We start from the raw sequence: 24952 nt of genomic DNA on the forward strand, positions 1-24952 counted from the left end.
ACGGGCACGCCGAATACCCGGCATTCACCACCGAGGGGGACGCGGTGACCGGCGCTGGACCGCGCGCCTCGACCGGGCCCAGGCCTGGCCCCGAGTCGTCTCGCCTCGGCCTTGCCGCCGCGGCGGGCGGCCGGCGCCGACCGCGCTCCCGGTCGCGGGCACGTTCGCACGAACCGGCCTCGCCGGACCCGACCCGCACAGAGGACGTCAGCCAGGCCGCTGCCAGCGGAAGCCAGGCTGCCGCTTCCGCTGGCAGGGAGCAGGACCTTCGCGGTCGCCGGGCCGGCGACAGGGCGAGGGCGGCGACGGGTCGCGGCAGGCTCCGCGACGGCGCAGGGAACGCCACCGGCACGGAGGCCGCCTCCGGTGGGAGCGGAGACGGCGGCTCCGGGGGTGCCGCTCGTGCCGCGAGCACCCGTGCCGGCCGCCGGACCAGGCCCGGCCGCGACGCACCCGCGGGTACTGGGGCCGGCCTGGCGCCGCGGTGCCGTCGGCTGCCAGGCCCGCCGCGCCGCCGCCGCGGGTTCGCCGCCCGGCTCGTCGCCACGATCTGCGCCGTCATGTCCTGCCTGATCTTCGCCTTCGCCGTCGGCGGGTTCGCGCTCTACGAGCACTTCGACCGCCAGATCAACCGGCTGCGACTGACCCTGGACGGTGAGCGCCCCGCAAACCCGATCGAGGGAACGACGAACTTCCTGCTGGTCGGCTCGGACAGCCGGGCCGGCACCGGCGGCGAGTTCCAGCGCGGCGGGGAGGTCGCCGGTCAGCGGTCGGACACCACCATCCTCGCCCACCTGGACGCGAACGGGACGACGACCCTGGTCTCGTTCCCCCGCGACACCCTCGTCCACATCCCGGGCCACGGCCGGGACAAACTGACCCAGGCGATCTCCATCGGCGGGCCGTCCCTGCTCATCCGGACGATCGAGAACCTGACCGACATCCGCGTCGACCACTACGTCTCCGTCGACCTCGCCGGATTCCGCGACATGACCGATGCCATCGGCGGGGTGACCGTCTGCGTCAAGGCACTGCCGAACGGCTCGCGGACCAACCTGCGCGACGAGTGGTCGCAGTGGCGGGGCCGGGTCGGCGAGAACCATCTCAGCGGCGACCAGGCCCTCGCCTTCGTCCGCCAGCGGCACGGGCTGCCCGACAACGACTTCGACCGCATCCGCCGCCAGCAGCAGTTCATCGGGGCGGTGTTCCGCAAGGCCACCAGCGACGGGGTGCTGACGAACCCGGCCCGGCTGGAGAACCTCATCAGCGCGACGACGAAGTCGCTGACCATCGACGACGGCACGGACATCGACGACATCCGGCTGCTCGCGAAGCGGATGAGCGCGATGAGCACCGACCAGATCCGGTTCGTCACGATTCCGGTGCACGCGCCCACGCCCGCCGAGGGCGGGAACTCCCTCGGCGAGCTGCCGCGGTTCGGCTCGGTGCAGCTGTACGACCCGGCGCAGCTGGACGCCTTCCTCGCCCCGCTGCGCGGAGGCGCACCGGCCCGGCCCGCACCGGCGGACCCGGCAGCGGTGCCGCCGCGGGACGTCGCGATCGATGTCTTCAACGCCGCGCAGGTCGGCGGTCTGGCCAGCACGGCCAGCGACGATCTGGCCCGCCTGGGCTTCCGCGTCGGCGCGCCGCGCGACTGGCCGGACGGCACCAGCCCGGCCACCGAGGTCCGCTACGGCCCCGGGAGGGAGGCCGCGGCCCGCACGGTCGCCGCCGTGGTGCCGAACTCCCGCCTGGTACGCGACGGCCGTCTGACCGATCGCGTGTCGCTGGTGCTCGGGACGTCCTTCAGGCAGGTGAAGGCCGCCACGGGCGCCCAGGGCCAGGGTGGCGCGGCGGGCACCGTGCAGCCCCAGGGCGGCGGGGCGGGAGGTGACCGCCCGGGCTCCGCGCCGAGTGTCACCCCCCGGTCGACAGCGCCCGTCACCGCGACACAGCTGACCACCGGCTGCACGTACTGAACCGGCCGCCACGCCGGCCCTGGTCCGGGCGGGCCAGGAAGACCGGCCCGGACCAGGGCAACGCCCGTTGGTGCCAGCGGTGGGGTCGGATCGGACTGGTCCGGACAACCACAGGGTGGTCCTCGGCGTCGAACTGTCCTGATGGCGTGGAACGCTCTGGATCAGTCGCACCTGCCAGAACCGGCCGCGCCGGTGCGCCGGCACGCTTCGTGCACACCCGGTACGGGACGGGTGCTGCCGCCGAATCTGGACCCGCGGATCACCCACCGGCGGCGATCGGCACTGCGCCGGCTGTCCGTCACCCTCGTGGCGCTGGTCTCGCTGGCGGTCCTGGCCGTCACGTCCGTCGGCTGGGCCGCCTACCGGCATTTCGACGGAGCGATCGACCGCAACGACTGGGAGCCCACGGCCGGCGCCCGGCCGGCGGAGGTCCCCGGCGACCTGAACATCCTGCTGCTCGGCAATGACAGCCGGGAGGGGACGCACGGCGAGTTCGGCGACCCCGGCGGCATGCGGGCGGACACGACGATCATCGCCCACTTCGACGCGGACGGCAGCGCCACCCTGGTCTCCTTCCCGCGGGACACCCTGGTGCCGATCGTGCCGACGTCCGCCGCCCTCGCCCGCGACGGACTGTCGAAGATCGCGGACGTCGTCCCGCTCGTCGGCGTGCCCGGGCTGATCTCGACCCTGGAGGGGTTCACCGGCCTCAAGATCGACCACACCGTGTCGATCAACCTGGCCGGCTTCCGCGCGATGACGGACGCGGTCGGCGGTGTCACCGTGTGCGTCCAACCGCTGCCCGACGGCAGCACCCGCAACCTGCGGGACGCCGAGTCCGGATGGCGGGGTCAGCTTGGCGAGAACCGGTTGGACGGCGGGCAGGCGCTCGCGTTCGTCCGCACCCGCAAGGCTCTCGGTGAGGAACGCCTGCGCATCCTGCGCCAGCAGCAGTTCCTGTCCCGTCTCCTGGACGCGGCGACCAGCACCGGTGTGCTCACCAGCCCGTCGCGGATCGCCGGTCTGCTGGGCGCGGTCGGCGGCGCGCTGGAGATCAGCCGGAGCCTCTCTCAGCCCGAGATGCTGCGCCTGGCGAGACGGGTCTCCGAGCTCGGACCGGGCGGCCTGCGGTTCGTGACGATCCCGACCCACGTCCCGCTGCCAGGCGAGGGGGCGGTCGACGGCATGGGCACGATCCCCCCGCACGGGATGGTGCTGCTGCACGAACCGGCCGGGACGGAGGCCCTCCTCAGCCCGATGCGAGCCCCCGGCGCCGGAGCCTCCATCCCCGCCCCACCCCCCGACCGGCTCATGCTGGCCCGCCCGCTGCCCGGTGGCGCCGCGCCCACCACCGCACGGGCCGGCACGGCCGGCACGGCCGGCACAGGCGGCACGGCCGGCACAGCGCAACCAGCCACGGGCACAGCAGGCACAGGCACCGGGGGGACGGAGACGCCAGTCGTGCCCCCGCCGGCCGCCGACACGTCCTGCACGCCCTGAGCACTGCCGATCCGGCAGACCCGAACGGAGCGCGCGATCGTGTCGCCGCCCCGGACGGGGCGGGCCGGGCACCCGAGTCGGTAGCGTTACCCCCGCGGTGGGTCACCGGCGCCCGGAACACCCGGCAACCCGGTCGCCGCCGGGTCCGCCCGCTGCCGAACAACGGATTGGAGACCGGAACCGTTGGACGTCCGGTTCGTCCCCGCATCCTCGCTCCTGCGCCCCGCGGCGCCCGCCGGCACCGCGCCCGCTGACGCCGCGCCCACCACTCCCGCCGCCCCGTTTCCCGGCGTCGCGGCGGCACTGGCCGTTCGCCTCACCCGCGACCCGGGCCGCCCGATGATCACCTTCTACGACGACGCGACCGGCGAACGGGTGGAGTTCTCCACGACGACGCTGGACAACTGGGTCGCCAAGACGGCGAACCTGCTGGTCGACACGCTCGGGCTCGCCCCCGGGGATGTCGTCGGGGTCGACCTTCCGGCGCACTGGACCAGCTGCGTCATCCTGCTGGCGGCCTGGTCTGCCGGCCTGGATGTCGAGGTCGTCATCGGTCCTGAGGACGGCGCCGACGACCCGGCCGGAACTCGGCCGGGCCCGGGGGCCGCCCCAGGTAGTCCCGGTGTGGTCTTCGCCAGCGAGGACCGGATCGACATCGCGACCGCGCTCGGCATCGACGAGATCGTCGGGCTCTCCCTGCGCCCACTCGGCGGCAGGATGCGCGATGCCGTGCCCGGCGTCCTCGACTACGCCGTCGAGGTTCCACCGCACGGTGACCGTTTCCTGCCCCCACCACCGCCTGCGGGGCAGGCCGAACTGCTCCGCCTCGCCGCCACCGTCGCCCGCCGCGACGCGCTGGGCCCCGACGACCGGATCCTCACCGCGGGCGGCCCCGCCACCGTGGCCGGGCTGCTGATCGCGACGCTGGTACCGCTGGTGAGCGGAGCGTCGGTGGTGCTGTGCCGCAACCTGCACGGCACCGACGCCGCGACGCTGGCGCGCCGGGTCGAGACGGAGCGGGTCACCGCCGTCGACTGGTCCGTCCCGCGGCCGCTTGCCGAGGTGCTGCCCGCCCGGGTCCGCCGGCTCGACGTCCTGGACGCGGGCGCGCCCCCCGGTTGACACCTGCGTCGCTCACGCCGCCCGGCGACATGGCCGGGCGGCGGCGCGTGGCCCGGGAGCCCAGGCTCCCGAGAGCCGCCCAGGTTCTGGGCGGCTCTCGGGAAAGGAACAGGCACGACGGTTCAGGAGGAGCTGGTGACCTGCTTGTGGGCCACCAGCGACTCCTCGGTGACCTCGGTGAGCTCGCCGGAGTCGACGTCGTAGACGAAGCCGCGGACGGAGGTCGACGCCCGCAGGAACGGCGACGAGCGCAGCGTCCGCATGCAGGCCCAGACGTCCTCGGCGACGTTGGTGAACGAGCGCAGACGCCAGGACGGTCGCACCCCGGTCTGCTCTGCCAGCGAGGCGCTGAACCCCTCGTCGGTGAGCTGCTCCATGCCGCATCTCGTGTGGTGGATCAGAATGATCTCGGTGGTGCCGAGCGCGTGCTGGCTCACGGCCAGCGAGCGCTCGATGTCCTCCGTGACGACCCCGCCGGCGTTGCGCATGATGTGCGCGTCGCCCTCCGCGAGGCCGAAGAGGGCCTCGATGTTGATGCGGGCATCCATGCAGGCCACCACTGCCACACCGGTCGCGGGCCGGGTCGGTACCGCCTGGCCCGGGCCGGTGGCGCGCCGCAGCGCGGCGAAGTCCGCTGCCCGGGCCAGTAGGGCGCCGGTCGCATCCTGGGCGGGTCCGACATTGTCGGGCGCGCTCGTCACCGCAGGTCACCTCCGTCGGGTACGCGTTCACGCGGCGGACGGGCCGCAGGAAAGCCAGTGGCACAAGCATGCAGCGCGCGAACCGTCGCCGCCACCCACATTGCCGAGTTCAGCCAGCGTCACAGGTCAACACGGGGACCACGTCCCACCACGGACACGAGTCGGATCACGGACAGGGGGGCGGGGTGCATCGATCGGCGGCACGCCGGGAACACTGAGGCGGTGAGCCACCACCCAGCGCGATCCCGCCGGCGCCCGGCACGCCCGGCCCGCGCGGCACGCGGCGCTTTCCACAAGCAACGGACGCCGGTACGTAAACAGACGATTCGGGACGGCGACGCGACCAGCACTCATTGGCCACGTGCGCGGGGGTGGCGGCCAGGCGCGGATCAGCCGTCGGTAGTCTCTCCTGGTGGTCAAAATCGATGCTCGCAAAGTCGATCGGCGCCGCCTGTGGTGAGCCACCGGATGGCGCGTTCACCACTTCAGGTACTCATCCATGAGGTGGGCAAGTTCGGCATCGTCGGCGCGATCTGCTACGTGATCGACTTCGCCGTCTCGAACCTGTGTCACACCCTTCTGGGGATGGGGCCGCTCAGCGCCAAGACCGTATCGACGGTGATCGCGGCGACCTGCGCCTACGTCGGCAACCGGCAATGGTCGTTCAACCATCGGGCACGTACCGGCATTCGCCGCGAGTACACCCTCTTCGTGATCCTCAACGCGATCGGCCTGATGATCGCCCTTGCCTGCCTGGGCTTCGCGAAGTACGTGCTCCATCTCGAAGGGGTCCTCGCGTTCAACCTCTTCGGCAACGTTCTCGGCACGGGCCTCGGCACGATCTTCCGGTTCTGGACCTATAAGAAGTACGTGTTCCTGCACCCGGACCATCCGAAGGTGGCGGTCCTGCCGGTCAAGGACCAACGGATTCCCGAGCCGGCCGCTCAGGCCTGATCCGCCGCGGTGGATCGATCGGCTCACCAGGTGCGTCTGCTCACCAGGCGCTCTGGTTCGAGCGGAAGGTCTGCGTCGGCCTGTCAGGTGCCGGCGGGGCCGGGCGGCATTCCGCTCGGCCCTGGTCCCAGCGGGACACAGGGGTCACCCCGAGAGACATGACGGTTCCGGTACCGATCAGTTCTCCCGGAGACCGGCTGCGCTAGGCTCTCGTGACCAGCCCATGCACAGCGTGCCGAGTTCTCCACCTGAGGTGACGCCGTCACCTGGGTCCGCGGCGCGACCGGCTCGAGGTCCAGGAGGGTGCGCCGTGGCACGGCCGACACTCGCATCGCCCAGACCAGGCGGTCGCCCCCGAGACGAGAGCCGCGACCACACGATTCGCCAGGCGGCCCTCGAACTCCTCGCCGAGCACGGCTACGACGGCGTGACAATGGATCGGGTGGCAACCCGGGCCAAGGCCGGGAAGGCCACCATCTACCGGCGATGGCCATCCAAGATCGCCCTGGTGATGGACGCGCTGACCCAGTTCACCGAACAGACCATGCAGGTTCCGGATGCCGGGTCCCTGCGCAACGAAATGGTCACCTTCCTGCTGTCGTTCGTGGAGCTGGCCGGGAGCGAACAGGGCCGGATCATGGCCGAGATGGTCTCCGAGATGCCGCGCAATCCGGAGCTGCGGTCCGCGGTACGCGAACGCATGTGGAGTCAGCGCAGGTCCTCGTCCGAGTCCATCGTCAACCGCGGGATCGCGCGCGGCGAGGTCAGCCCGGAGGCGGATCCCACCATCCTGATCGAGCTCGGCACCGCGCTGATCCTGCAGCGCCTGCTCATCACCGGGGACCCGGTCGACCGACCCTTTGTCGAGCACATCGTCGACGACCTGATCATGCCCTACGCGGCGCGCAACTGATCCGCACCCGCACAGTCCGTTCCGGCCGGCACCGCGCCGGGACGTAGCGGGACGCCCACCCTTCCACGGAGAGCGGTTACTGCCGCGACTCCGCGCGGTGACGATTCCGGAGTCGGATCCGGACAGCCATGTCCGGAATGCGACCCGCGCCCGCCCGGACCGGGGCGAACTCCTACTCTTGGGCGGGCACCTGTCATCGAACCCCCAGCGAATCCTCCGTAGGCACACCTGTCAGCTCGCGGATCCGGGGTCGACCGGGCGCTCACGCACGCCCAGCAGCTCGACGCCCGGCACCTGGACATCCCGTCACGCGGCGCCGTCACGCGGGGCTGACCAGGGTCAACCGCTCCACCGCCGACACGGTCACTCCGATCGTGGACGCGGGCGGCACAGGAACACCAGGAGGGACGTCATGCAGCCACCGAACCCGGGTCCGCACGACCCGGACGCCGAGACTCGGCGGGTCGACAGCGGTGGTCATGGATTCGGCGACGATGCCGAGACCCAGCTCGTGAACGACGGTGGCGGCTACCAGCCGCCAGCCGGTGGTGGGTACGGCCAGCCCGGCCAGGGCGCGGGCGCCGGCCAGGGCCAGCCCACGGGCCAGCCGGGCTACCAGCAGACCGCGCCCTACGCGCAGCCCGGCGGCTACCAGCAGACCGGCTACGACCAGGGCGGCTACCAGCAGACCGGCTACAACCAGCAGGGCGGCTACCAGCAGACCGGCGGCTACCCGCAGGGCGGCGGCTACCCGCAGACCGGCGGCTACCAGCAGGGCTACCCCACCGAGGGCTACCAGCAGCCCGGCTACGACCAGCAGGGCTACGACCAGGGCGGCTACCCGCAGACCGGCTACAACCAGCAGGGCGGCTACCAGCAGACCGGCGGCTACCCGCAGGGCGGTGGCTACCAGCAGGGCGGTGGCTACCAGGGCGAGGGTTACCAGCAGCCCGGGTATGGCGGCGGTTACCCGCCCCAGGGCTATCCCGGTGGCCCGGGCGGTCCGGGCGGGACGAACCCGAACCGGCGCCGCAACATCATCATCGTGGCGGTGGCCGCGGCGGCCGCGCTGGCCATCGCCATCCCGGTGGCCCTGGTCGCGACCAGCGGCTCCGACGACGATCCGGACGGGCCGGTGGTCGCCACGACGCTGGCCCCGTCCGCCCCGGCGACCAGCACCAGCGCCACCGCCAGCGCCACGCCGAGCGCACCCCCGACCAGCGCGACGCCGAGCCCGAGCGCGTCCCCGACTTCCGGCGCCTTCACGCCCACGCAGTCGGCGCTGCTCGCAAAGCTGGACGCGACGACGATGACCGACTGCGAGGCCAACCCCGAGGGTGAGGACGAGGACATCGACGCGTCGTTGTTCTGCACCGCGGACAACGGCCAGCTCGTCGCCGCCTACCACTACCGGGACTCGGCCTCGCTCACCAACGACGTGGACGCCCGGGAAGGGCTCGTCACCGACCAGGGTGACTGCAAGAACGGTGACCCGGACGTCTTCACCTGGAACTTCGACGAGGGCCAGACCGAGGGAACGGCCCTTTGCTACTACTACCAGAACGACTTCTTCATCTTCTGGACGTACGACGACGAGCTGGTCTCCTTCATGGCGCTGGATGACGACGCCGGCGCGCTCTACGAATGGTGGACCCGGTTCGACCCGGTGCCGCGGAGCTGACCGCGGGCTCGACTTCGGACGTGACACCCGGGGGGCGGCCGGGCAGTTGTCCGGCACGCCCGCCGGACGCCCTCCGCACACCCGCGCCCACGCCGCGAACCGCCCGCCGCCGCATCAACAGGTGACGTTGCGGGGTGGTACCGGCAGATCCGGCGTGACATGTGCGCCTACCCTGTGACGCACGCCATCGTCACCCAGGCGTCTCCATTCATCCCGGTTTCCGTAAGTCCGGCCGGATCCCCTCCCAGGAGGAATCGTGCCCAGCCAGAGTCCCGGCGACGGCGCGTCGCCCGTCCCCGAGCCGCCTGGCCCTTTCCCGCCGGTCAGCCACACCCCTGACCCGGAGGACGCCGAGGGCTCGGCGGACAGCACGCAGGTTCTGCGGCCGAACGCCTTCCCGCCGGCGGCCACAGCGGGCGGCTTCCCCGGTCTCCACGCCGCCCCACCACCAGAACCGGCCCACCCCCACCTGCCGCCGGTGCCCCCGGGCCCGCCCGGCCCCGCCGGGCGCCCAGGCCTCTACCTCCCGGCGCCGCATCCGCACATCCCGGCGCCGCATCCGCCCGCCGCCAACCAGGGCTGGCCGCCGCCGGCTCCGGGCCAGGGCTTTCCCCCCGGTCCGCCCGGTCACTTCGGTCCGCCCGGTCCGCCCGGTCACTTCGGACCGCCGCCTGACGGTTTCGGGCCAAGCGGTCCCCCGCCCGGAGGTTTCGGCCCTCCCGGTGTACCCGGCCCGTCCGGGCCGCCGCACCTGCCGCACCCGGCGGGAGCGGCAGGCGGTCCGGCCTGGCCCGGCGTGTCCCCACCACCCGGGCAGCCGTCCTTCGGCGGCCCGGAGTCGCCCGCCGAGGAGCTGACCTACCGCCTGGCACCCCCGGGGCCGGCGTCCGCCGCCCGCGGGCCCGCCGGCCCGCCCCCGCCCGGCTCACTGCCCGGTGTCGGCGAACACGGAATCGGCACCCCGGAAACCGGCCCGCGCGCGGCCGGCGGGCACGACGGCGGCAGCGGTCCCGGCGGGCAGCGTGCCGGCGAGGCACCCGAGCTGCTGCCGCTGACCGGACCGCATCCGCTGCCCCCTCCTCCGCAGGAGTCGTTCACCGTGCGGCGGACACCCCTCCCGCCTCCCGGCCGCATCGCGGACGGACCGTCCTGGCCCTCTCCGCCGCCGAGCTACCTGGACTCACCCTCCGGCGGTGGCCTTCTCCCCGCCATCCCACCGCGGATCACCTCGCCAGGCGGCCCGCTGGGCGGAGAGCCTCCTGCCCGCGCCGGGCAGGCTGGTCCCGGCCACGCCCCTGGCGCCCCTGGCGCCTCGGGCGCCTCGGGCGCCTCGGGGCCACCCGGCAGGCCCGGTGGGTTCGGAGGCCCCGGCGCACCGGACGGATCCGGGTCGTCGCCGCGCAGGCCGCAGGCGCTGACCGTGGTCGCCGCCGCGGCAGCGGTCGTCGTCGTGGTCGCGGTGGTCGGCATCATTCTGGGTACCCGGACCGACAGCGGTGGGGACACGACATCCGCCGCGCCCGCCCCCACCGGTGCGGCGGCCGGCCCCGCGGACCCGGCCGGCGCCGCGCCCGCCCCGGGTGCCCCGGCACCGCGGCTCAGCCCCGAGGACACCCTGCGCGGGCTGCTCAACCCGGCCACGATGACTGGTTGCTCCACACCAGCACAGAGCGACAGCCTCTACGCGGACGCCACCCTGAGCTGCATCGGCGCCGGCGGCGTCGAGGTGCTGGCATTCCACTTCCCCGACCGTTCCGCCCTGGAGCGCCAGATCGGCGCCCGCGCGACCTACTACGCCGACACCGGCAACTGTGACGACGGCCGGGAGAGCGCCGAGGAGTGGACGTCCCCGCAGGAGCCGAACGGCGGGGCACGTCTGTGTTACAAGTACGCCGACCGGTTCGTGACCCTCTGGAGCATCAGCGACTCTCTGGTCGCCTTCACCGCCTCTGACCAGAACCCGGCCCGTCTGATCGCCTGGTGGCACGGGTTCGACCCGATCCGCCGGTGAGACTGCGCCCGCCGCGCCTGCTGGTCACCGCCACGCTGGCCACGGCCGCGCTGATCGTCGCGGTGCTGCTGATCGTCCTCGCGGCGGCCCGGGGCTCGTCCCCGGAGCGGCCGGCGGCGATCGGGTCCCCGCCGGCCGCGGGCACCACTCCCGCGGTGCCCGGCCCGGCGGTCACCGCGTCGTCCGCCGCGCCCGCGGCACTGGACGACGCCGAGCAGGAGCTGCGGGACCGGCTGTCGTCCTTCGAGCTGACCGACTGCCGGTCCGCCACGGGAGAGGCGGGGGGGACGGGCGTGGCCGGCGGCGCGACCGACGTCCGCGCACGCGGTGTCACAGCCGCGCTGCGCTGTGCTCCCGGTGTCGCCGGGGCGGGCCGGCCACCGGCCGAGGTGGTCGTCCTCGGCTACGCCGACAGTGCGGCGATGGCCGCCGACGCGGCACGGCGGTCGTCCGCCGTGGTCGACGTCGGTTCCTGCGAGAACGGCCAGACCAGCAGTGAGGCGTATCTCCTGCCGTCCCGCCGTACCGGGACGTTCGTCTGCGACGCGCGCCCCGGCGATTTCACCGCCTACTGGACCATTGACCGCGAGCAGGCGGGGTTCATCGCCGGCTCCGACGATCCGACCGGCCTGCTCACCTGGTGGCGCGCCTTCGACCCGCTCTGACCCGCTCTGACCCGCGCGGACTCGCTTGTCCGGGCCCGGTCAGCCGGGGCGCCCTCCCCCGGAGCGCCGGCGGATGTCGGCCTCCTCGGCCAGCTCGTACAGGGTCGCGTGCACGGCCTCGACCCGCGGCATGCGGGTGAGCGCCGTCCGCCCGCGCTCACCGGCGCTCTCGATGGAGAGAGTGCCGGAGCCGACCACCCGGTCGAACAGCGACTGGGCGAAGGACACGTCGCTGAGCCAGACCAGCGGGATGTCCCGCCCGGACCGGTTCACGACACCCTCGCGGATCATGATCCGCTCTGTGGTGACCACGTAGTGGGTGGTGATCCAGCGCAGCCACGGGGCCACGCCGTAGTACCCGATGGCGGCCAGGCCGAGCGCCAGGACGAGGTACTGGACCGCCTCCCGCAGGAAGCCGTCAGGCACGAAGAACACGCCGAGGGTCATGAGTGCGAGCGCGGCGACGACGGAGAGTGCGGGCACCACCAGGCTGCCCCAGTGCGGATGCAGGTGGAGGGCAACCTCTTCGCCGTCGGTCAGCTCGTCGTCCGGGAACGCCACCGCCCGATCGTCGCATCCCGGACGAGCGGGCCACGACGGGCCCGGTCCGGCAGGCGGCGGACGAGCGGGCGAGCTGGACGGGCGAGCTGGACGGGCGAGCTGGGCGGACGGGCTGGACGGGCGGGCTGGACGGGCTGGGCGTGGGCGGGCTGGGCGTGGGCGGGCTGCCGGACCAGCCGGTCAGCGCAGGTGGATCACGTCGGCGGCGCTGAACGCGCGGCCGTCGACCAGCAGCCGGCCGAACTCGTCGATGTCGGTGGCGGTGCCCACGACCGACGTCCCGTCGGGAAGCTCGACCCGGACCGGCCGCCCGAGCGTCGCGCACACGCCGCGGTAGTCGTCCCGGGCCTGCCCGGGTGCGGACACCCACCGGGAGACCGCGTCCGCGAGGTCGGTGAGGACGGCGCCGAGCAGCTCCGTGCGGTCCAGCCGGGACGGGTCGGCGTCCAGCAGCAGCAGGCTGGTCGAGTTCGGCGGGAGCTCCCCGGCCCGGGCGGTGACGTTCAGGCCGAAGCCGATGACGGCGGCCGGCGGCGCGGTCGGGCTGGGCGCGAGCTCCACCAGAATGCCGGCGATCTTCGCCCCGCCCACCTGGACGTCGTTGGGCCACTTGAGCACTGCCGGCACCTGGGCGTGAGCGCGCAGGGTGCGCACCAGCGACGTGCCGACGACGAGCGGCAGCCAGCCGAGCTGCCGGGCCTCGACCGCAGGGCGGACGAGCACGGACACCATCAGCCCGGCGCCGGCCGCGGACTGCCACGACCGGTCGAGACGTCCGCGGCCGGCCGTCTGCCGCTCGGCGACGAGGACGGCCTGACCCGTCCGCGCCGTCACGGACAGTGCCGGCACTCGGCCGGGCAGGCCCCGCGCGAGCCGCCCGAGTTCGGCGTTGGTCGAGTCGATCTCGCCCACGACCGCGAGGGCCAGTCCGAGCCCGCCGACGAGAGGGCTCAGCGCCGCGGCGTCAAGGGGGCGGCGCGACCTTTCGACGGCAGTCTCCACGCGGGCCGTGAGCACGTCGGCCAAGGGCCCGACGAGCACCGCGTCGGACCCCCCAGCCGACCCCCTAGCAGGCCTTTCACCTGCAGAGGAAGCCTGCTGGACGGCTACGGAAGGAGGCGTTGGTCGTCCGTCGGACGCGGTCGGCTCTACAGGCACGGGACCACCCTCCCAGAGCACTGGTCTGGCCGAGGTGAGACGGTCTCCACATCAATCGAGCATGTGGACCGCCGACCGCCGTACGCTTCGCACTATGGCTCTCCCGGCTTCCGTTCCCGAACCGACGCCCGAACCGCACAGCACGGCTGGTCGCCTCGCCCGACTGCAGGCCGTGACCGAGGAAGCTGTGCACGCCGGTTCCCAGCGCGCGGTGGACGCGCGGCACGCCAAGGGCATCATGACCGCGCGCGAGCGGATCGAGGCCTTCCTCGACCCCGGCTCGTTCGTCGAGACGGACGCGTTCGCCCGGCACCGCTCGCACGACTTCGGGCTGGAGCGGAACCGCCCCTACGGCGACGGCGTGATCACCGGGTACGGAACGGTCGACGGCCGCCAGATCTGCGTCTTCAGTCAGGACTTCACCGTGATCGGCGGGAGCCTCGGTGAGGTCTTCGGTGAGAAGATCATCAAGATCATGGACCTGGCGCTGAAAACCGGGGTTCCGGTCGTCGGCATCAACGACTCCGGCGGTGCCCGCATCCAGGAGGGCGTCGTCGCACTCGGGCTGTACGGCGAGATCTTCTACCGCAACGTGATGGCGTCCGGCGTGGTGCCGCAGCTGTCGCTCATCATGGGCCCGTGTGCGGGCGGCGCGGTGTACTCCCCCGCGATCACCGACTTCACGCTCATGGTCGACCAGACCAGCCACATGTTCATCACCGGTCCCGACGTGATCAAAGAGGTCACCGGCGAGGACGTCGGCATGGAGGAGCTCGGCGGGGCGCACACGCACAACTCACGCAGCGGGGTCGCGCACTTCCAGGCCGCGGACGAGAACGACTGCCTGGAGCTCGCCCGGGCCCTGCTCTCCTACCTGCCCTCGAACAACATGGACGAGGTGCCGGCGTACGCCGAGGTGGCCGACGTCGAGGCCGAGGTGGACCCCGAGCTCGACACCTTCATCCCGGACTCCGCGAACACCCCGTACGACATGCACCACGTGATCGAGCGGGTGCTGGACGAGGAGGACTTCCTCGAGGTCCACGCCCAGTTCGCCCAGAACATGATCGTCGGATTCGGCCGCATCGACGGGCGTTCGGTCGGTGTCGTCGCCAACCAGCCGATGCAGTTCGCCGGCACGCTGGACATCGATGCCAGCGAGAAGGCCGCGCGCTTCGTGCGGACCTGTGACGCCTTCAACATTCCGGTGCTGACCTTCGTCGACGTCCCCGGTTTCCTTCCAGGGACGTCGCAGGAATGGAACGGGATCATCCGGCGCGGCGCGAAGCTCATCTACGCGTACGCCGAGGCGACCGTTCCGAAGGTGACCGTCATCACCCGGAAGGCGTACGGCGGCGCCTACGACGTCATGGGCTCCAAGCACCTGCGCGCCGACATCAACCTGGCGTGGCCGACCGCCGAGATCGCCGTCATGGGTGCCCGCGGCGCCGTCAACATCATCTACCGCCGTGAGCTGGCCGGCTCGGACGCGCCCGACGAGCGCCGCGCGGAGCTGATCCAGGACTACACCGACCACTTCGCGACCCCCTACATCGCGGCGGAGCGCGGCTACCTGGACGCCGTGATCCAGCCATCGGTCACCAGGCGTGAGGTGATCCGCGCACTGCGTCTGCTGCGGACCAAGCGCGAGACGCTGCCCCCGAAGAAGCACGGCAACATCCCGCTGTAGCGGGCGCGCGGCCGGCCACCAGGCCGGCGCCGCGCCGTCAGGCGATCAGAGACGACGGACGGATGACGGACGGAGGAGGGCGGCCGGTGGCCGACAGACCCGAAGGGCCCCCGGCCCGACCGCACCTGCGGCTGGTCCGGGGTGACGCGACACCGGAGGAGATCGCCGCGCTCGTGGCCGTCCTCACCGCGCGGGCGGCGCCGGCGGCGCCGGCGCCCCGGACCCGGTCGACGTGGGCCGACCCGGCGCACTCGGCGCGTGGCAGGCTGCCCTCCGGCCCGGGTGCGTGGGCCCGCTCGGCCCGCACCGGCGGCATACGCTTCCCAGCAGGCGGATGACGCCGGCCGGCGGAAGACGCCAGCCGGCGAAAGACGGCAGGTAACGACGGGCCCGGCTGCCGGTGGCTGGCCAGTCGTTGTTTCACCTTCTCCGGCAATGAAGGAACATGGTGCGGCCCGACTCGCCTAGACTCAGGCCGGACGAGACGGGAGGAACGTGCGTAAGATCCTCATCGCCAACCGGGGTGAAATTGCAGTCCGGGTGGCGCGGGCCTGCCGCGACGCGGGGTATTCAAGTGTCGCCGTGTACGCAGAGCCCGACATCGACGCAATGCATGTCCGGGTCGCCGACGAGGCGTATGCCCTGGGCGGCACAACCCCCGGCGACTCTTATCTGCGAATCGACAAGATTCTGCAGGCGTGTGAACTCTCCGGCGCCGACGCGGTGCATCCGGGCTACGGGTTCCTCTCCGAGAACGCGGATTTCGCCGAAGCCGTGATCTCGGCGGGGCTGACCTGGATCGGCCCGCCGCCGGAGGCCATCCGCCGCCTCGGTGACAAGACCGCCGCCCGGCATATCGCCCTTGCCGTCGGCGCCCCGCTCGCGCCGGGCACCGCCGATCCGGTGGGTGGCGTGGACGAGGTCGTCACCTTCGCGAACGAGTACGGCCTGCCGGTCGCGATCAAGGCCGCCTTCGGCGGCGGTGGCCGCGGTCTCAAGGTCGCCTGGACCGCCGAGGAGCTGCCCGAGCTGTTCGACAGCGCCGTCCGCGAGGCCGTCGCCGCCTTCGGCCGCGGCGAGTGCTTCGTCGAGCGGTACCTCGACCAGCCACGGCACGTGGAGACGCAGGTCCTCGCCGACACTCACGGCAACGTGGTCGTCGTCGGCACCCGCGACTGCTCCCTGCAGCGCCGCTACCAGAAGCTCGTCGAGGAGGCCCCCGCGCCGTTCCTCACCGACGAGCAGAACACCGCGCTCTACGAGGCGTCCAAGAAGATCGTGCGCGAGGCCGGCTATGTCGGCGCGGGCACGGTGGAGTTCCTCGTCGCCAAGGACGGGCTGATCAGCTTCCTGGAGGTCAACACCCGACTCCAGGTCGAGCACCCGGTCACCGAGGAGACGTCCGGCGTCGACCTCGTCCGGGCCCAGTTCCGCATCGCCGAGGGCGAGGCGCTCGACCCGGTCGACCCGGCCCCGCGCGGCCACTCGATCGAGTTCCGCATCAACGGCGAGGACCCGGGCCGCAACTTCCTGCCCGCCCCGGGCACCGTGACGACGTTCACCGCCCCGGCGGGCCCCGGCGTCCGGCTCGACACGGGCATCGAGAGCGGCAGCGTCATCGGCGGCGCCTTCGACTCGCTGCTCGCCAAGCTCATCGTCACCGGCGCCACCCGCCAGGAGGCCCTGGAGCGGGCCCGCCGCGCCCTCGACGAGATGGTCGTCGACGGCATGGCCACCGCGCTCCCGTTCCACCGCGCGGTGGTGCGCGACCCGGCGTTCGCGCCGGAGGCCGCGGACGAGCCGTTCCGCGTGCACAACCGCTGGATCGAGACCGAGTTCGACAACACGATCCCGCCGTTCGGCGCCGGCGCCGGCGTCGACACCGACACCGAGCCCCGGGAGACCGTGGTCGTCGAGGTCGGTGGGAAGCGCCTGGAGGTCGTCCTGCCGGCCGGGTTCGGCGCGGGCGGCGGTGCGGCCCCGGCCGCGGCCGGGGCACCGAAGCGCCGTTCGGCCGGCGGCAGGGCCGCGGCGAAGGTCACCGGTGACGCGCTGACCAGCCCGATGCAGGGCACCATCGTCAAGGTCGCGGTCAGCGACGGTGACACCGTCGAGGCGGGTGATCTGATCGTCGTCCTCGAGGCGATGAAGATGGAGCAGCCCCTCAACGCACACCGCGCGGGAACCGTCAGCGGGCTCACGGCAGAGGTCGGGGCTGTCGTGACCAGCGGAGCAGTGCTCTGCGAGATCAAGGACTGACCACAGCGACATCCGTCCACCGGTGGCGCCCCGATCGGGGCGCCACCGGTGGCGTTTCGGACCCCGGCGGCGCCGGTGACCACCCCGTGGCCCGTCATCTGGTCGCCGCGCTGCCGTTGTCCCGCAGCACGCCACACCGCATGGTGCGCCACCGCCGGCACGCCGTCCGTAGGCTCTAGCCCATGGACGGCCAGGGACAGCACCCCGACGCAGCCAAGGCGGAGCGTGCTGCCGCCCCCGCCTCACCGCCGCCAGCGGACGATCTGTCCGGAGCGGGCGTGCCCGTGGCGGAGCGGGCCCCGGCGGCCGCCGGGGAAGCGTCCACCGCACCGGCTGCCGACCCGGCCGGAGGCAGGGCCGGGCTGGAGGTCAGCGGGCCGGAGGCGGGCGTGCGGGAGGCGCCGCCGCTCGGGGGCCGGATCCACTACCTGCTCGGCGGCACTCTGCCACCGCGGTACAGCGCCTGGGTCTCACGCGACCTGACCGGTCCGGGCTGGCGGTACCGGCAGGCGCTGCGGCCCTTCTTCCTCATGCTGCCGTTCGCCGTGGTGTTCGCGCTGCTGCCCGGCCAGGTCAGCGTGCGGGTCACCATCGTCGTGTTCCTGCTGTTGTCCGGTGTCGGGCTGGGTTTCGCGACCAGCGGCTACTTCCGCAACCGCCGGCTGGAGCAGCACAACTTCCCGCCGGTCTTCCCGCCCTCCGACTAGCCGCCGGCCACCCGCTGCCGCCGGCCACCCGCTGCGCCGGGCGGGCGCGGTCACCGGGAGCGCGGCCGGCCCGGTTTCGCGCCGGCCGCGGGGAAGCTCAGACCGCTCCGTAGATGCGGTCCCCGGCGTCGCCGAGGCCCGGCACGATGTAGGCGACGTCGTTGAGGCGCTCGTCCACCGCCGCGGCGACGACCCTGGCGTCCAGCCCGCTGCGTTCGAGGGCGGCAAGCCCTTCGGGCACGGCCACCACGGAGACCACGACGATGCCGGTGGCGCCCCGGCTGGTGAGCAGCGACAGGGCGTGCAGCGCCGAGCCGCCGGTCGCCAGCATCGGGTCGAGCAGGAACACCGGCCGTCCCGCCAGGTCCGCGGGCACCGACTCCAGGTAGACCGTGGGCGCGAACGTGGTCTCGTCCCGGGAGAGCCCGATGAAGGCGGTACTGGCGTCCGGAATGAGGGCCAGTGCCGCCGGCAGCATGCCGAGACCGGCCCGCAGCACCGGCGCCACGACTGGTTCGGCGGCGAGCACCGTGCCGGTGGTGGTGGCCAGCGGGGTGGTGACCGAGACCGGCATCGTGGGCAGCCCGCGGGACGCCTCGTAGACCAGGATCGACGCCAGATCGTGCAGGGCGGCGCGGAACTGCGGCCGCGCCGTCCGCTCGTCGCGCAGCACGGTGAGTGCCACGGCTGCCAATGGATGATCGACGACCTGTACCTGCACGGTGGGGCTCCTAGCCGAAAGGCGGACGGGTCCCGCCGGCTGTCCGGGCCGGCGACGGCGATAGGCGATGATGCAACCATGACAACGGACCCCGCCCTTCCCGGCCGTCCCGCGCCGGACACGGGCGTGGTGCCGGGCCCGGGCGCGGCGGCGCGTCCGGGCCCGCCGCGCCGCGCCGAGCTCGCGCGGATCATCGATCACACGCTGCTGCAACCCGCGGCAACCGGCGAGGAGATCGTCAACCTGTGCGCGGACGCCGCGAAGCTCGGTGTCGGCACGGTGTGCGTCGCGCCCACCCATGTGTACCTGGCCGCGGCGAGCGCCCGGCAGGACGGCAGGGACGTCGACCCGTCCTTCGCGGTGGCCTCCGTCATCGGCTTCCCACACGGGACGCACCTGACGGTGATCAAGGCGGAGGAGGCGCGCCGGGCGGTCGCCGACGGCGCCACCGAAATCGACATGGTCATCGACATCGCCAACGCCATGGACGAGAACTGGCGCGCCATCGAGACCGAGATCACCGAGGTCCGGCTGTCGGTGCCGCCGCACGTGCTCCTCAAGGTGATCCTGGAGACCGCGCTCCTGCCCGACGAGAGCATCGTCGCCGCGTGCCGGGCCGCGGAGAGCGGCGGGGCGGAGTTCGTGAAGACCTCGACCGGGTTCCACCCGGCAGGTGGCGCGTCGCTGCGGGCGGTGCGGGCCATGGTCGCCGCGGTCGGCGGCCGGCTCGGGGTGAAGGCCTCCGGGGGCATCCGCACGGCGCAGCAGGCCCTGGCGTTCGTCGAGGCCGGCGCCACCCGGCTCGGGCTCTCCGCGACCAAGGACATCCTGGCCGAGCTTCCCGCCTGACCGGTTCCGCCGACCCGGGGCCGCCGGGCCGGGGCCGCCGCTGTTCCGACACCGCATCTGGCCCGCGTCAGGCGGGCGGCAGGTCCAGGAGGTCGACGACGGCGGTGCGCAGGGCGGCCAGATCCTCCTGGGCCCGGTCGCGCGCCGCCGCCGGGCCGGTCGCCGCCACGTCGGCGGGGCCGACCACCGCCTGCAGGTAGACCTTGAGCTTCGGCTCCGTCCCGCTCGGGCGGGCGACGACGCGGGCGTCCCCGTCCAGGTGCAGGATCAGGACGTCGGCGGGCGGCAGACCGTCCACCCCGCCGAGCAGGTCGCGGACGGCGGTGACGGTCCGGCCGCCCAGCCGTCGCGGTGGGGCGGCACGCAGGCCGCGCATCGCCGTGCCGATCGCCGCCAGGTCGGCACACCGGGCCGAGACCTGGCCGGTGGCGTGGACACCGACGCGGCGACACAGGTCGTCGAGGACGTCCAGCAGGGTCCGGCCGGAGCGTTTCGCGTGCTGGGCCGCGCGGGCGAGGGCCAGCGCGGCGGTGATGCCGTCCTTGTCCCGCACCAGGTCCGGCGCGACGGCGTAGCCGAGAGCCTCCTCGTAGCCGAAGACGAGGCGCGGATGCGCCCGCATGATCCACTTGAAGCCGGTCAGGGTCTGGGCGCAGGGGACCCCGTGCAGCCGGGCGAGTGCCGCGAGCGCGGAGGAGCTGACCACCGTCGTGGCGACCGGCCCGGGCCGCCTGCGCAGCACGTGGTCGGCGAGCAGCAGGCCGACCTCGTCGCCGGTCAGCACCCGCCCGTCGACCGCCACGGCACAGCGGTCGGCATCCGGGTCGTTCGCCAGGACCAGGTCGGCGCCGATGCGCTGGCCGAGGCGGAGGACGGCGTCGAGCGCCCCCGGCTCCTCCGGGTTCGGGAAGGGGACGGTGGGAAAGGCCGGGTCCGGTTCCCGCTGCTCCGGCACGGTCACAGGCGCGGCCAGCCCGGCTCGGGCGAACACCGCGTCGAGGACCACCGCTCCCACCCCGTGCAGGGGCGTGTAGGCGACAAGCAGCGACGCGGCAGGCTGCGCGGCGGCAGGCTGCGCGGCAGGCGGGCCGTCGACCGCCCGCACGGCGGCGTCGACGTAGGCGTCGAGGAGGCTGCGGTCCAGGCGTTCCCATCCGTCGGCGAGCGGGATGTCCGCCGCCGGCCCGACGGCGGCGATCGCACGCTCGATCTCCGCGTCGGCCGGCGCCACCAGCTGGGCTCCGCGGCCGGCGTCCTTCCCCGGTTCGCCGCCGGCGCCGCCAGCGCCGTCGGGACCGTCGGGACCGTCGGGAAGCAGGCCGTCCGAGGGGCCGCCCAGGTACACCTTGTAGCCGTTGTCGGACGCCGGGTTGTGACTGGCAGTGATCACGATGCCGGCATCCGCGCCGAGGTGACGGACGGCGAAGGCCACCACGGGCGTGGGCATCGGGGCGGGCACCAGGAGGGCCCGCGCTCCCGCGCCCGCGAGGACCCGCGCGGCGTCGAGAGCGAACCGGTCGCTGCGCCGGCGGGCGTCGTGGCCGACCACGACCAGGGGGCACGGGGTGGACCGGCGCAGCCAGTCCGCGAGGCCGGCGGTGGTCCGCCGCACGACGGCGGTGTTCATGCCGGCGGGCCCGGCCCGTAACGGCCCGCGCAGGCCGGCGGTGCCGAAGGCCAGCGGGCCGGCGAACCGTTCCGCGACGGCCTGGACGTCCCCGGCGGCGACGAGGCGGGCCAGCTCCGTCCGGTCATCCGGGTCGGGGTCGCCTGCCAGCCAGGCCGCGACCCGCGCCGCCAGCTCGTCCGGCAGCACGGAATCCCTCACAGCGCCGCCACGAGCTTCGCCAGGATCCCGCCGACCCGGTCGGCTGCCGCGGCGCCCGCGGCAAGCACCTCGGCGTGGTCCAGCGGCACGTCGGTCATCCCGGCGGCCAGGTTGGACACCAGCGACACGGCGAGCACCTCGACTCCGAGCGCGCGGGCGGCGATCGTCTCGTGCACGGTGGACATGCCGACGAGATCGGCGCCGAGTCCGCGCAGCATGCGGATCTCGGCCGGTGTCTCGTAGTTCGGCCCGGGCAGGGCCGCGTAGACCCCTTCGGCCAGGCCCGGTTCGATGCTGCGGGCCAGCGAACGCAGCCGGGGCGAGTAGGCGTCGGTGAGATCGACGAACTGCGGGCCGACCAGCGGCGAGCGCCCGGTGAGATTGAGGTGGTCGGCGATCAGGACGGGCTGCCCGACGTACATGTCCGACCGCAGGCCGCCGGCCGCGTTGGTGAGGATCACCGTGTGCACCCCGGCCGCGCGGGCGGTGCGGACGCCGTGCACGACCCGGGACAGGTCGTGCCCCTCGTAGGCGTGCACCCGGCTGAGGAAGAGCAGCACCCGCCGCCCGGCCAGTGGGACGGAGCGGGCCGCCGGTATGTGCCCGGGCACGTTCGTCGGCGGGAAGCCGCCCAGATCCGCGAACGGGATGTCGACCGCGCCTCCGCCGGCCCGGCTGATCACCTCCGCCGCGGGCCGCCAGCCGGACCCGAGCACGATCGCCACGTCGTGCCGGGCGACGCCGGCGATCTCGGCCAGGCGCGCCGCCGCGGCCACCGCCTCGGGCCCCGGCCCTCGCCCCGCTGCCGGGGCGCCGCCCTGTTCGCCGCCGGGGTGACCCTGCCCGCCGGCACTGCCCTGCCCGCCGGGAAGGCCGCCGGCGCGGCCGCGTTCTGCCACCAGGCGACTGTACGGGCACGGTCCGACCACGCCCGACCACGCCCGACCGCGCCACGGCACGCCTCGGGGCGGCGTTCACGGAGCACACTGGAGGTGTGTCCCTCGTGCCCTCCGTGCGCAAGCCGCCGCGGGTCCCTCTCGAAGAGGGCGAGTTCATCGAGGTCGTGCTCCGTGGCCGGATGACCGACCCTGCCGGTGCCGGGCGCACGGTGGCGAAGGCCGAGCGCTTCGTCGGCCACCGGCTGGGGCTGTCGCGCTGGATCCTGCTGACCACCCGGCGGCTGCTCGTCGTCGCACCGTTTCCCCGCGAGGGCGACTGGTTCGACGTGTCGTTCGACCGGCGGGAGGTTTCGGCATCCCGGGGTCTGCGCCACGGTGAGGTGATCGTGGTGGAGCTCACCACGCCCAGCGGCCGGCAGATCCTGCGGATTCCGAACCGTCTGCGCTCGGAGGCCGCACGTTTCATCCGCGCCCTGCGCCGCTGACCGCGGGAGGCACGGCCGTCTCCACCCCGGTACACGGCCTCTCCGCCCCGGTAACCGTCACAACCCTCGCAGCCACGCCGCGCCACCACCTCCGGCGGGCCGGGCTCGGCGACGGCGATCACCGCCTGCCTCGTCCGATAGGGTCGGCGGTGAGCGCGGCCCCGGTGACCTCCAGCTCGGTGACGTCGCCGGTGCGCGCGGCTCGGTCGCCTGCCACAGCGGCGGCTTCTGACAGCGGTGACACAGGTTCTGACAGCGGTGACACAGGACGGATGAACACGGATGGCAATGTCGGCGGCCGCCAGCACGCCCGGAACGCACAGCACCGCGATGCGTACCCACCTGTGCGGTGATCTGCGGGCCGACAACGCCGGCCAGCAGGTGACGGTCTGCGGCTGGGTCGCCCACCGCCGCCAGCACGGCCAGTCGTTGATGTTCGTCGACCTGCGCGACCACTCGGGTCTGCTGCAGTGCGTCGTCGACGGCTCGGTCGACGTCCGCTCCGAGTACGTCCTGCGGATCACCGGCACCGTCTCCGCCCGCCCGGAAGGCACCTCGAACGCGGCGTTGGCCACCGGTGGCGTCGAGCTGACGGACTGCTCGGTCGAGGTGCTCTCCACGGCCACGCCGCCACCCTTCCCGCTGGACGACCGCGCCGACTCCGTCGAGGAGAGCACCCGGCTCGCCTACCGCTATCTGGACCTTCGCCGCGAGCGGATGCAGCGCAACCTGCGCACCCGCTCGTCGGTCCTCGGTGCGCTGCGGGCCGCGTTCGCCGAGGGCGGGTTCGTCGAGGTGGAGACTCCGCTGCTCATGCCGTCGACACCGGAGGGCGCGCGGGAGTTCGTGGTGCCGTCCCGGCAGTTCCCGGGCAGCTTCTACGCTCTGCCGCAGTCGCCGCAGCTGTTCAAGCAGCTGCTGATGGTCGGCGGGGTCGACCGGTACTTCCAGCTCGCCCGCTGTCTGCGGGACGAGGACCTGCGGGCCGACCGCCAGTACGAGTTCACCCAGCTCGACCTGGAGATGAGCTTCGTGGATGTCGACGACGTCCTCGGTGTGGTCTCAGCGGCGGTGCTCGCCGCGGCGCAGGCGGCCGTCGCGGGCTCCGGCCGGGCAGTGCCCGAGATCGAGCGGCTGACCTGGCACGAGGCGATGAACCGGTTCGGCGTCGACAAGCCGGACCTGCGGTTCGGCATGGAGCTGGTCGAGCTCACCGCGATCTTCGGCAGCAGCGGTTTCAAGGCGTTCTCCGGTGCGCCGGCGGTCAAGGGCATCCGGGTGCCGGGCGGTTCCGCCAGCCACAACCGCAAGGCGCTGGACACCCTCACCGACCGTGCCAAGAAGCTCGGTGCGAAGGGCCTGGTGTGGATGCGGGTCGCCGCCGCCGGGGCGCTGGAGTCGCCGGTGGCGAAGTTCCTCTCCCCCGAGGAGCTCACCGCGATCGTCACGGCCACCGAGGCGAGCGAAGGCGACCTGCTGCTTCTCGTCGCGGACGAGTGGGAGACCGCCTGCGAGGTGCTGGGCCAGCTCCGCAACGACCTGGGGCGCCCCCCGGCGGGCGAGGGTGATCTGCGTTTCGCCTGGGTCGTCGACTTCCCCCTGTTCGTCGGGGTCGACGCGGCCACCGGCCGGCCGAAGCCGGGGCACCACCCGTTCACGCGGCCGCATCCCAGCGACGTCGAGAAGATGGAGTCCGACCCGCTGGCCGTGCGCAGCCTGGCGTACGACCTGGTGCTGAACGGGTGGGAGCTGGGTTCGGGGTCGATCCGGATCCATGAGGGCGACCTGCAGCAGCGGATCTTCGGGCTGCTGGGCATCTCGCCGGAGGAGGCGAAGGCCCGCTTCGGGTTCTTCCTGACCCCGTTCGGGTACGGCGCGCCGCCACACGGCGGTTTCGCGTTCGGTATCGACCGGCTGGTGGCGATCCTCGCCGGCGAGGACAACATCCGGGAGGTCATCGCCTTCCCGAAGACCCAGTCCGGGCTCGACCCGATGACGGGTGCGCCGACCACTGTCGACGACCGGCAGCTGCGTGAGCTGGGTATCCGGGTGGTCGCCCCGGCCCTTCCGGCCGCCGCGCCGACCGCTCCCGCCGCTCCCGCCGCTCCCGCGAAGCCGACTTCGTAGGTCGCCCCGCCAGGAAAAAAGTCCGCCGTTCCGGCGTTCCCGACTACCAGCACGAAATGTGACCTTAATATCGCTCCCAGCGGGGCAGTTCCGGGAACGGCGTCCGCCCGATGCCGTGAGCGTGGTCACGAAGTGGCCAGTT

Annotated in this window: 21 protein-coding genes; 15 read left to right on the forward strand and 6 right to left on the reverse strand. The window is 73.3% G+C overall.

All coding sequences use genetic code 11. The annotated features are described in order from the left end of the window. Positions 1-560: 560 nt before the first annotated feature. The 3 genes from B207_RS32595 to B207_RS0104915 all read left to right on the forward strand — a co-directional run bounded on the left by B207_RS32595 (position 561) and on the right by B207_RS0104915 (position 4601). The gene (locus B207_RS32595; RefSeq protein WP_018635408.1) at positions 561-1979 is read left to right on the forward strand and encodes an LCP family protein; all 1419 of its coding nucleotides are present in this window, start codon (positions 561-563) and stop codon (positions 1977-1979) included. 231 nt (positions 1980-2210) lie between these two features. Continuing rightward, positions 2211-3479, forward strand: coding sequence for an LCP family protein (locus B207_RS32600; RefSeq protein WP_018635409.1), 1269 nt, complete (start codon positions 2211-2213; stop codon positions 3477-3479). A 183-nt stretch (positions 3480-3662) separates the two neighbouring features. Further along, a complete protein-coding gene (locus B207_RS0104915) occupies positions 3663-4601 on the forward strand; it encodes a TIGR03089 family protein (RefSeq protein ID WP_018635410.1) in 939 nt (312 codons plus the stop codon). Positions 4602-4723: 122 nt separating this feature from the next. Here the strand turns inward: B207_RS0104915 and B207_RS0104920 are convergent, their stop codons facing one another. Beyond that, a complete protein-coding gene (locus B207_RS0104920) occupies positions 4724-5302 on the reverse strand; it encodes a beta-class carbonic anhydrase (protein WP_018635411.1) in 579 nt (192 codons plus the stop codon). A gap of 468 nt (positions 5303-5770) precedes the next feature. Between B207_RS0104920 and B207_RS0104925 the strand changes: the two genes are divergently transcribed. From B207_RS0104925 to B207_RS0104950, 5 genes are all read left to right on the forward strand, one after another. Next, a complete protein-coding gene (locus B207_RS0104925; protein WP_035739950.1) occupies positions 5771-6256 on the forward strand; it encodes a GtrA family protein in 486 nt (161 codons plus the stop codon). 310 nt (positions 6257-6566) lie between these two features. Then, positions 6567-7169, forward strand: a complete 603-nt coding sequence (locus B207_RS0104930) for a TetR/AcrR family transcriptional regulator (protein WP_018635413.1) — start codon at positions 6567-6569, stop codon at positions 7167-7169. 412 nt (positions 7170-7581) lie between these two features. Further along, positions 7582-8850 (forward strand): hypothetical protein, encoded by a 1269-nt coding sequence (locus B207_RS0104935; protein WP_026310682.1) that lies wholly within the window; start codon positions 7582-7584, stop codon positions 8848-8850. A 796-nt stretch (positions 8851-9646) separates the two neighbouring features. Further along, entirely contained in the window at positions 9647-10861 is a 1215-nt protein-coding gene (locus B207_RS39500) for a hypothetical protein (RefSeq protein WP_195905242.1), read from the forward strand. Continuing rightward, positions 10858-11526, forward strand: coding sequence for a hypothetical protein (locus B207_RS0104950; RefSeq protein ID WP_018635414.1), 669 nt, complete (start codon positions 10858-10860; stop codon positions 11524-11526). The genes B207_RS39500 and B207_RS0104950 overlap by 4 nt, the downstream gene beginning before the upstream one ends. Before the next feature lie 39 nt (positions 11527-11565). Here the strand turns inward: B207_RS0104950 and B207_RS0104955 are convergent, their stop codons facing one another. Both B207_RS0104955 and B207_RS0104960 read right to left on the reverse strand, forming a co-directional pair. After that, positions 11566-12087: a PH domain-containing protein gene (locus B207_RS0104955; protein WP_018635415.1), complete on the reverse strand. Its 522-nt coding sequence runs from the start codon at positions 12085-12087 to the stop codon at positions 11566-11568. Positions 12088-12267: 180 nt separating this feature from the next. Continuing rightward, the gene (locus B207_RS0104960; RefSeq protein ID WP_018635416.1) at positions 12268-13128 is read right to left on the reverse strand and encodes a biotin--[acetyl-CoA-carboxylase] ligase; all 861 of its coding nucleotides are present in this window, start codon (positions 13126-13128) and stop codon (positions 12268-12270) included. A gap of 211 nt (positions 13129-13339) precedes the next feature. Between B207_RS0104960 and B207_RS0104965 the strand changes: the two genes are divergently transcribed. The 4 genes from B207_RS0104965 (at position 13340) to B207_RS39505 (ending at position 17901) form a co-directional block, all read left to right on the forward strand. Continuing rightward, complete coding sequence (locus B207_RS0104965; RefSeq protein WP_026310684.1) at positions 13340-14935, forward strand: acyl-CoA carboxylase subunit beta; 1596 nt, start codon at positions 13340-13342, stop codon at positions 14933-14935. An 86-nt stretch (positions 14936-15021) separates the two neighbouring features. Further along, positions 15022-15273: an acyl-CoA carboxylase subunit epsilon gene (locus tag B207_RS0104970; RefSeq protein WP_018635418.1), complete on the forward strand. Its 252-nt coding sequence runs from the start codon at positions 15022-15024 to the stop codon at positions 15271-15273. A gap of 157 nt (positions 15274-15430) precedes the next feature. Next, positions 15431-17194, forward strand: a complete 1764-nt coding sequence (locus B207_RS0104975) for an acetyl/propionyl/methylcrotonyl-CoA carboxylase subunit alpha (RefSeq protein ID WP_026310685.1) — start codon at positions 15431-15433, stop codon at positions 17192-17194. A 182-nt stretch (positions 17195-17376) separates the two neighbouring features. Continuing rightward, positions 17377-17901 (forward strand): DUF5313 family protein, encoded by a 525-nt coding sequence (locus B207_RS39505; RefSeq protein WP_018635420.1) that lies wholly within the window; start codon positions 17377-17379, stop codon positions 17899-17901. A gap of 97 nt (positions 17902-17998) precedes the next feature. Here the strand turns inward: B207_RS39505 and upp are convergent, their stop codons facing one another. Continuing rightward, positions 17999-18622: a uracil phosphoribosyltransferase gene (gene upp / locus B207_RS0104985; RefSeq protein ID WP_026310686.1), complete on the reverse strand. Its 624-nt coding sequence runs from the start codon at positions 18620-18622 to the stop codon at positions 17999-18001. 78 nt (positions 18623-18700) lie between these two features. On the opposite strand from upp, the gene deoC reads away from it, so the two are divergent. After that, on the forward strand, positions 18701-19471 hold the full coding sequence (gene deoC, locus B207_RS0104990; RefSeq protein WP_026310687.1) for a deoxyribose-phosphate aldolase: 771 nt from the start codon (positions 18701-18703) through the stop codon (positions 19469-19471). A 67-nt stretch (positions 19472-19538) separates the two neighbouring features. Here the strand turns inward: deoC and B207_RS0104995 are convergent, their stop codons facing one another. Together B207_RS0104995 and B207_RS0105000 are read right to left on the reverse strand one after the other, a co-directional pair. Next, the gene (locus tag B207_RS0104995; RefSeq protein WP_230204839.1) at positions 19539-21299 is read right to left on the reverse strand and encodes a phospho-sugar mutase; all 1761 of its coding nucleotides are present in this window, start codon (positions 21297-21299) and stop codon (positions 19539-19541) included. Then, complete coding sequence (locus B207_RS0105000) at positions 21296-22075, reverse strand: purine-nucleoside phosphorylase (protein WP_018635424.1); 780 nt, start codon at positions 22073-22075, stop codon at positions 21296-21298. Before B207_RS0105000 ends, B207_RS0104995 begins: the two co-directional genes overlap by 4 nt. A 218-nt stretch (positions 22076-22293) precedes the next feature. Here B207_RS0105000 and B207_RS0105005 point away from each other — a divergent pair, with 218 nt between their 5' ends. Both B207_RS0105005 and aspS read left to right on the forward strand, forming a co-directional pair. Then, the gene (locus B207_RS0105005) at positions 22294-22683 is read left to right on the forward strand and encodes a hypothetical protein (protein WP_018635425.1); all 390 of its coding nucleotides are present in this window, start codon (positions 22294-22296) and stop codon (positions 22681-22683) included. Positions 22684-22971: 288 nt separating this feature from the next. Further along, the gene (gene aspS, locus B207_RS0105015) at positions 22972-24810 is read left to right on the forward strand and encodes an aspartate--tRNA ligase (RefSeq protein WP_018635427.1); all 1839 of its coding nucleotides are present in this window, start codon (positions 22972-22974) and stop codon (positions 24808-24810) included. The last annotated feature ends 142 nt before the right edge of the window (positions 24811-24952 follow it).

This window comes from Parafrankia elaeagni (assembly GCF_000374165.1).
Lineage (GTDB): Bacteria > Actinomycetota > Actinomycetes > Frankiales > Frankiaceae > Parafrankia > Parafrankia elaeagni.

Bases quoted from the DNA above. Each gene is read 5' to 3' on its own strand.
- B207_RS32595 (WP_018635408.1), top strand. From the start codon at position 561: ATGTCCTGCCTGATCTTCGCCTTCGCCGTCGGCGGGTTCGCGCTCTAC.
- B207_RS0104925 (WP_035739950.1), top strand. From the start codon at position 5,771: ATGGCGCGTTCACCACTTCAGGTACTCATCCATGAGGTGGGCAAGTTC.
- B207_RS0104935 (WP_026310682.1), top strand. From the start codon at position 7,582: ATGCAGCCACCGAACCCGGGTCCGCACGACCCGGACGCCGAGACTCGG.
- B207_RS0104965 (WP_026310684.1), top strand. From the start codon at position 13,340: ATGGCTCTCCCGGCTTCCGTTCCCGAACCGACGCCCGAACCGCACAGC.
- B207_RS39505 (WP_018635420.1), top strand. From the start codon at position 17,377: ATGGACGGCCAGGGACAGCACCCCGACGCAGCCAAGGCGGAGCGTGCT.
- deoC (WP_026310687.1), top strand. From the start codon at position 18,701: ATGACAACGGACCCCGCCCTTCCCGGCCGTCCCGCGCCGGACACGGGC.
- aspS (WP_018635427.1), top strand. From the start codon at position 22,972: ATGTCGGCGGCCGCCAGCACGCCCGGAACGCACAGCACCGCGATGCGT.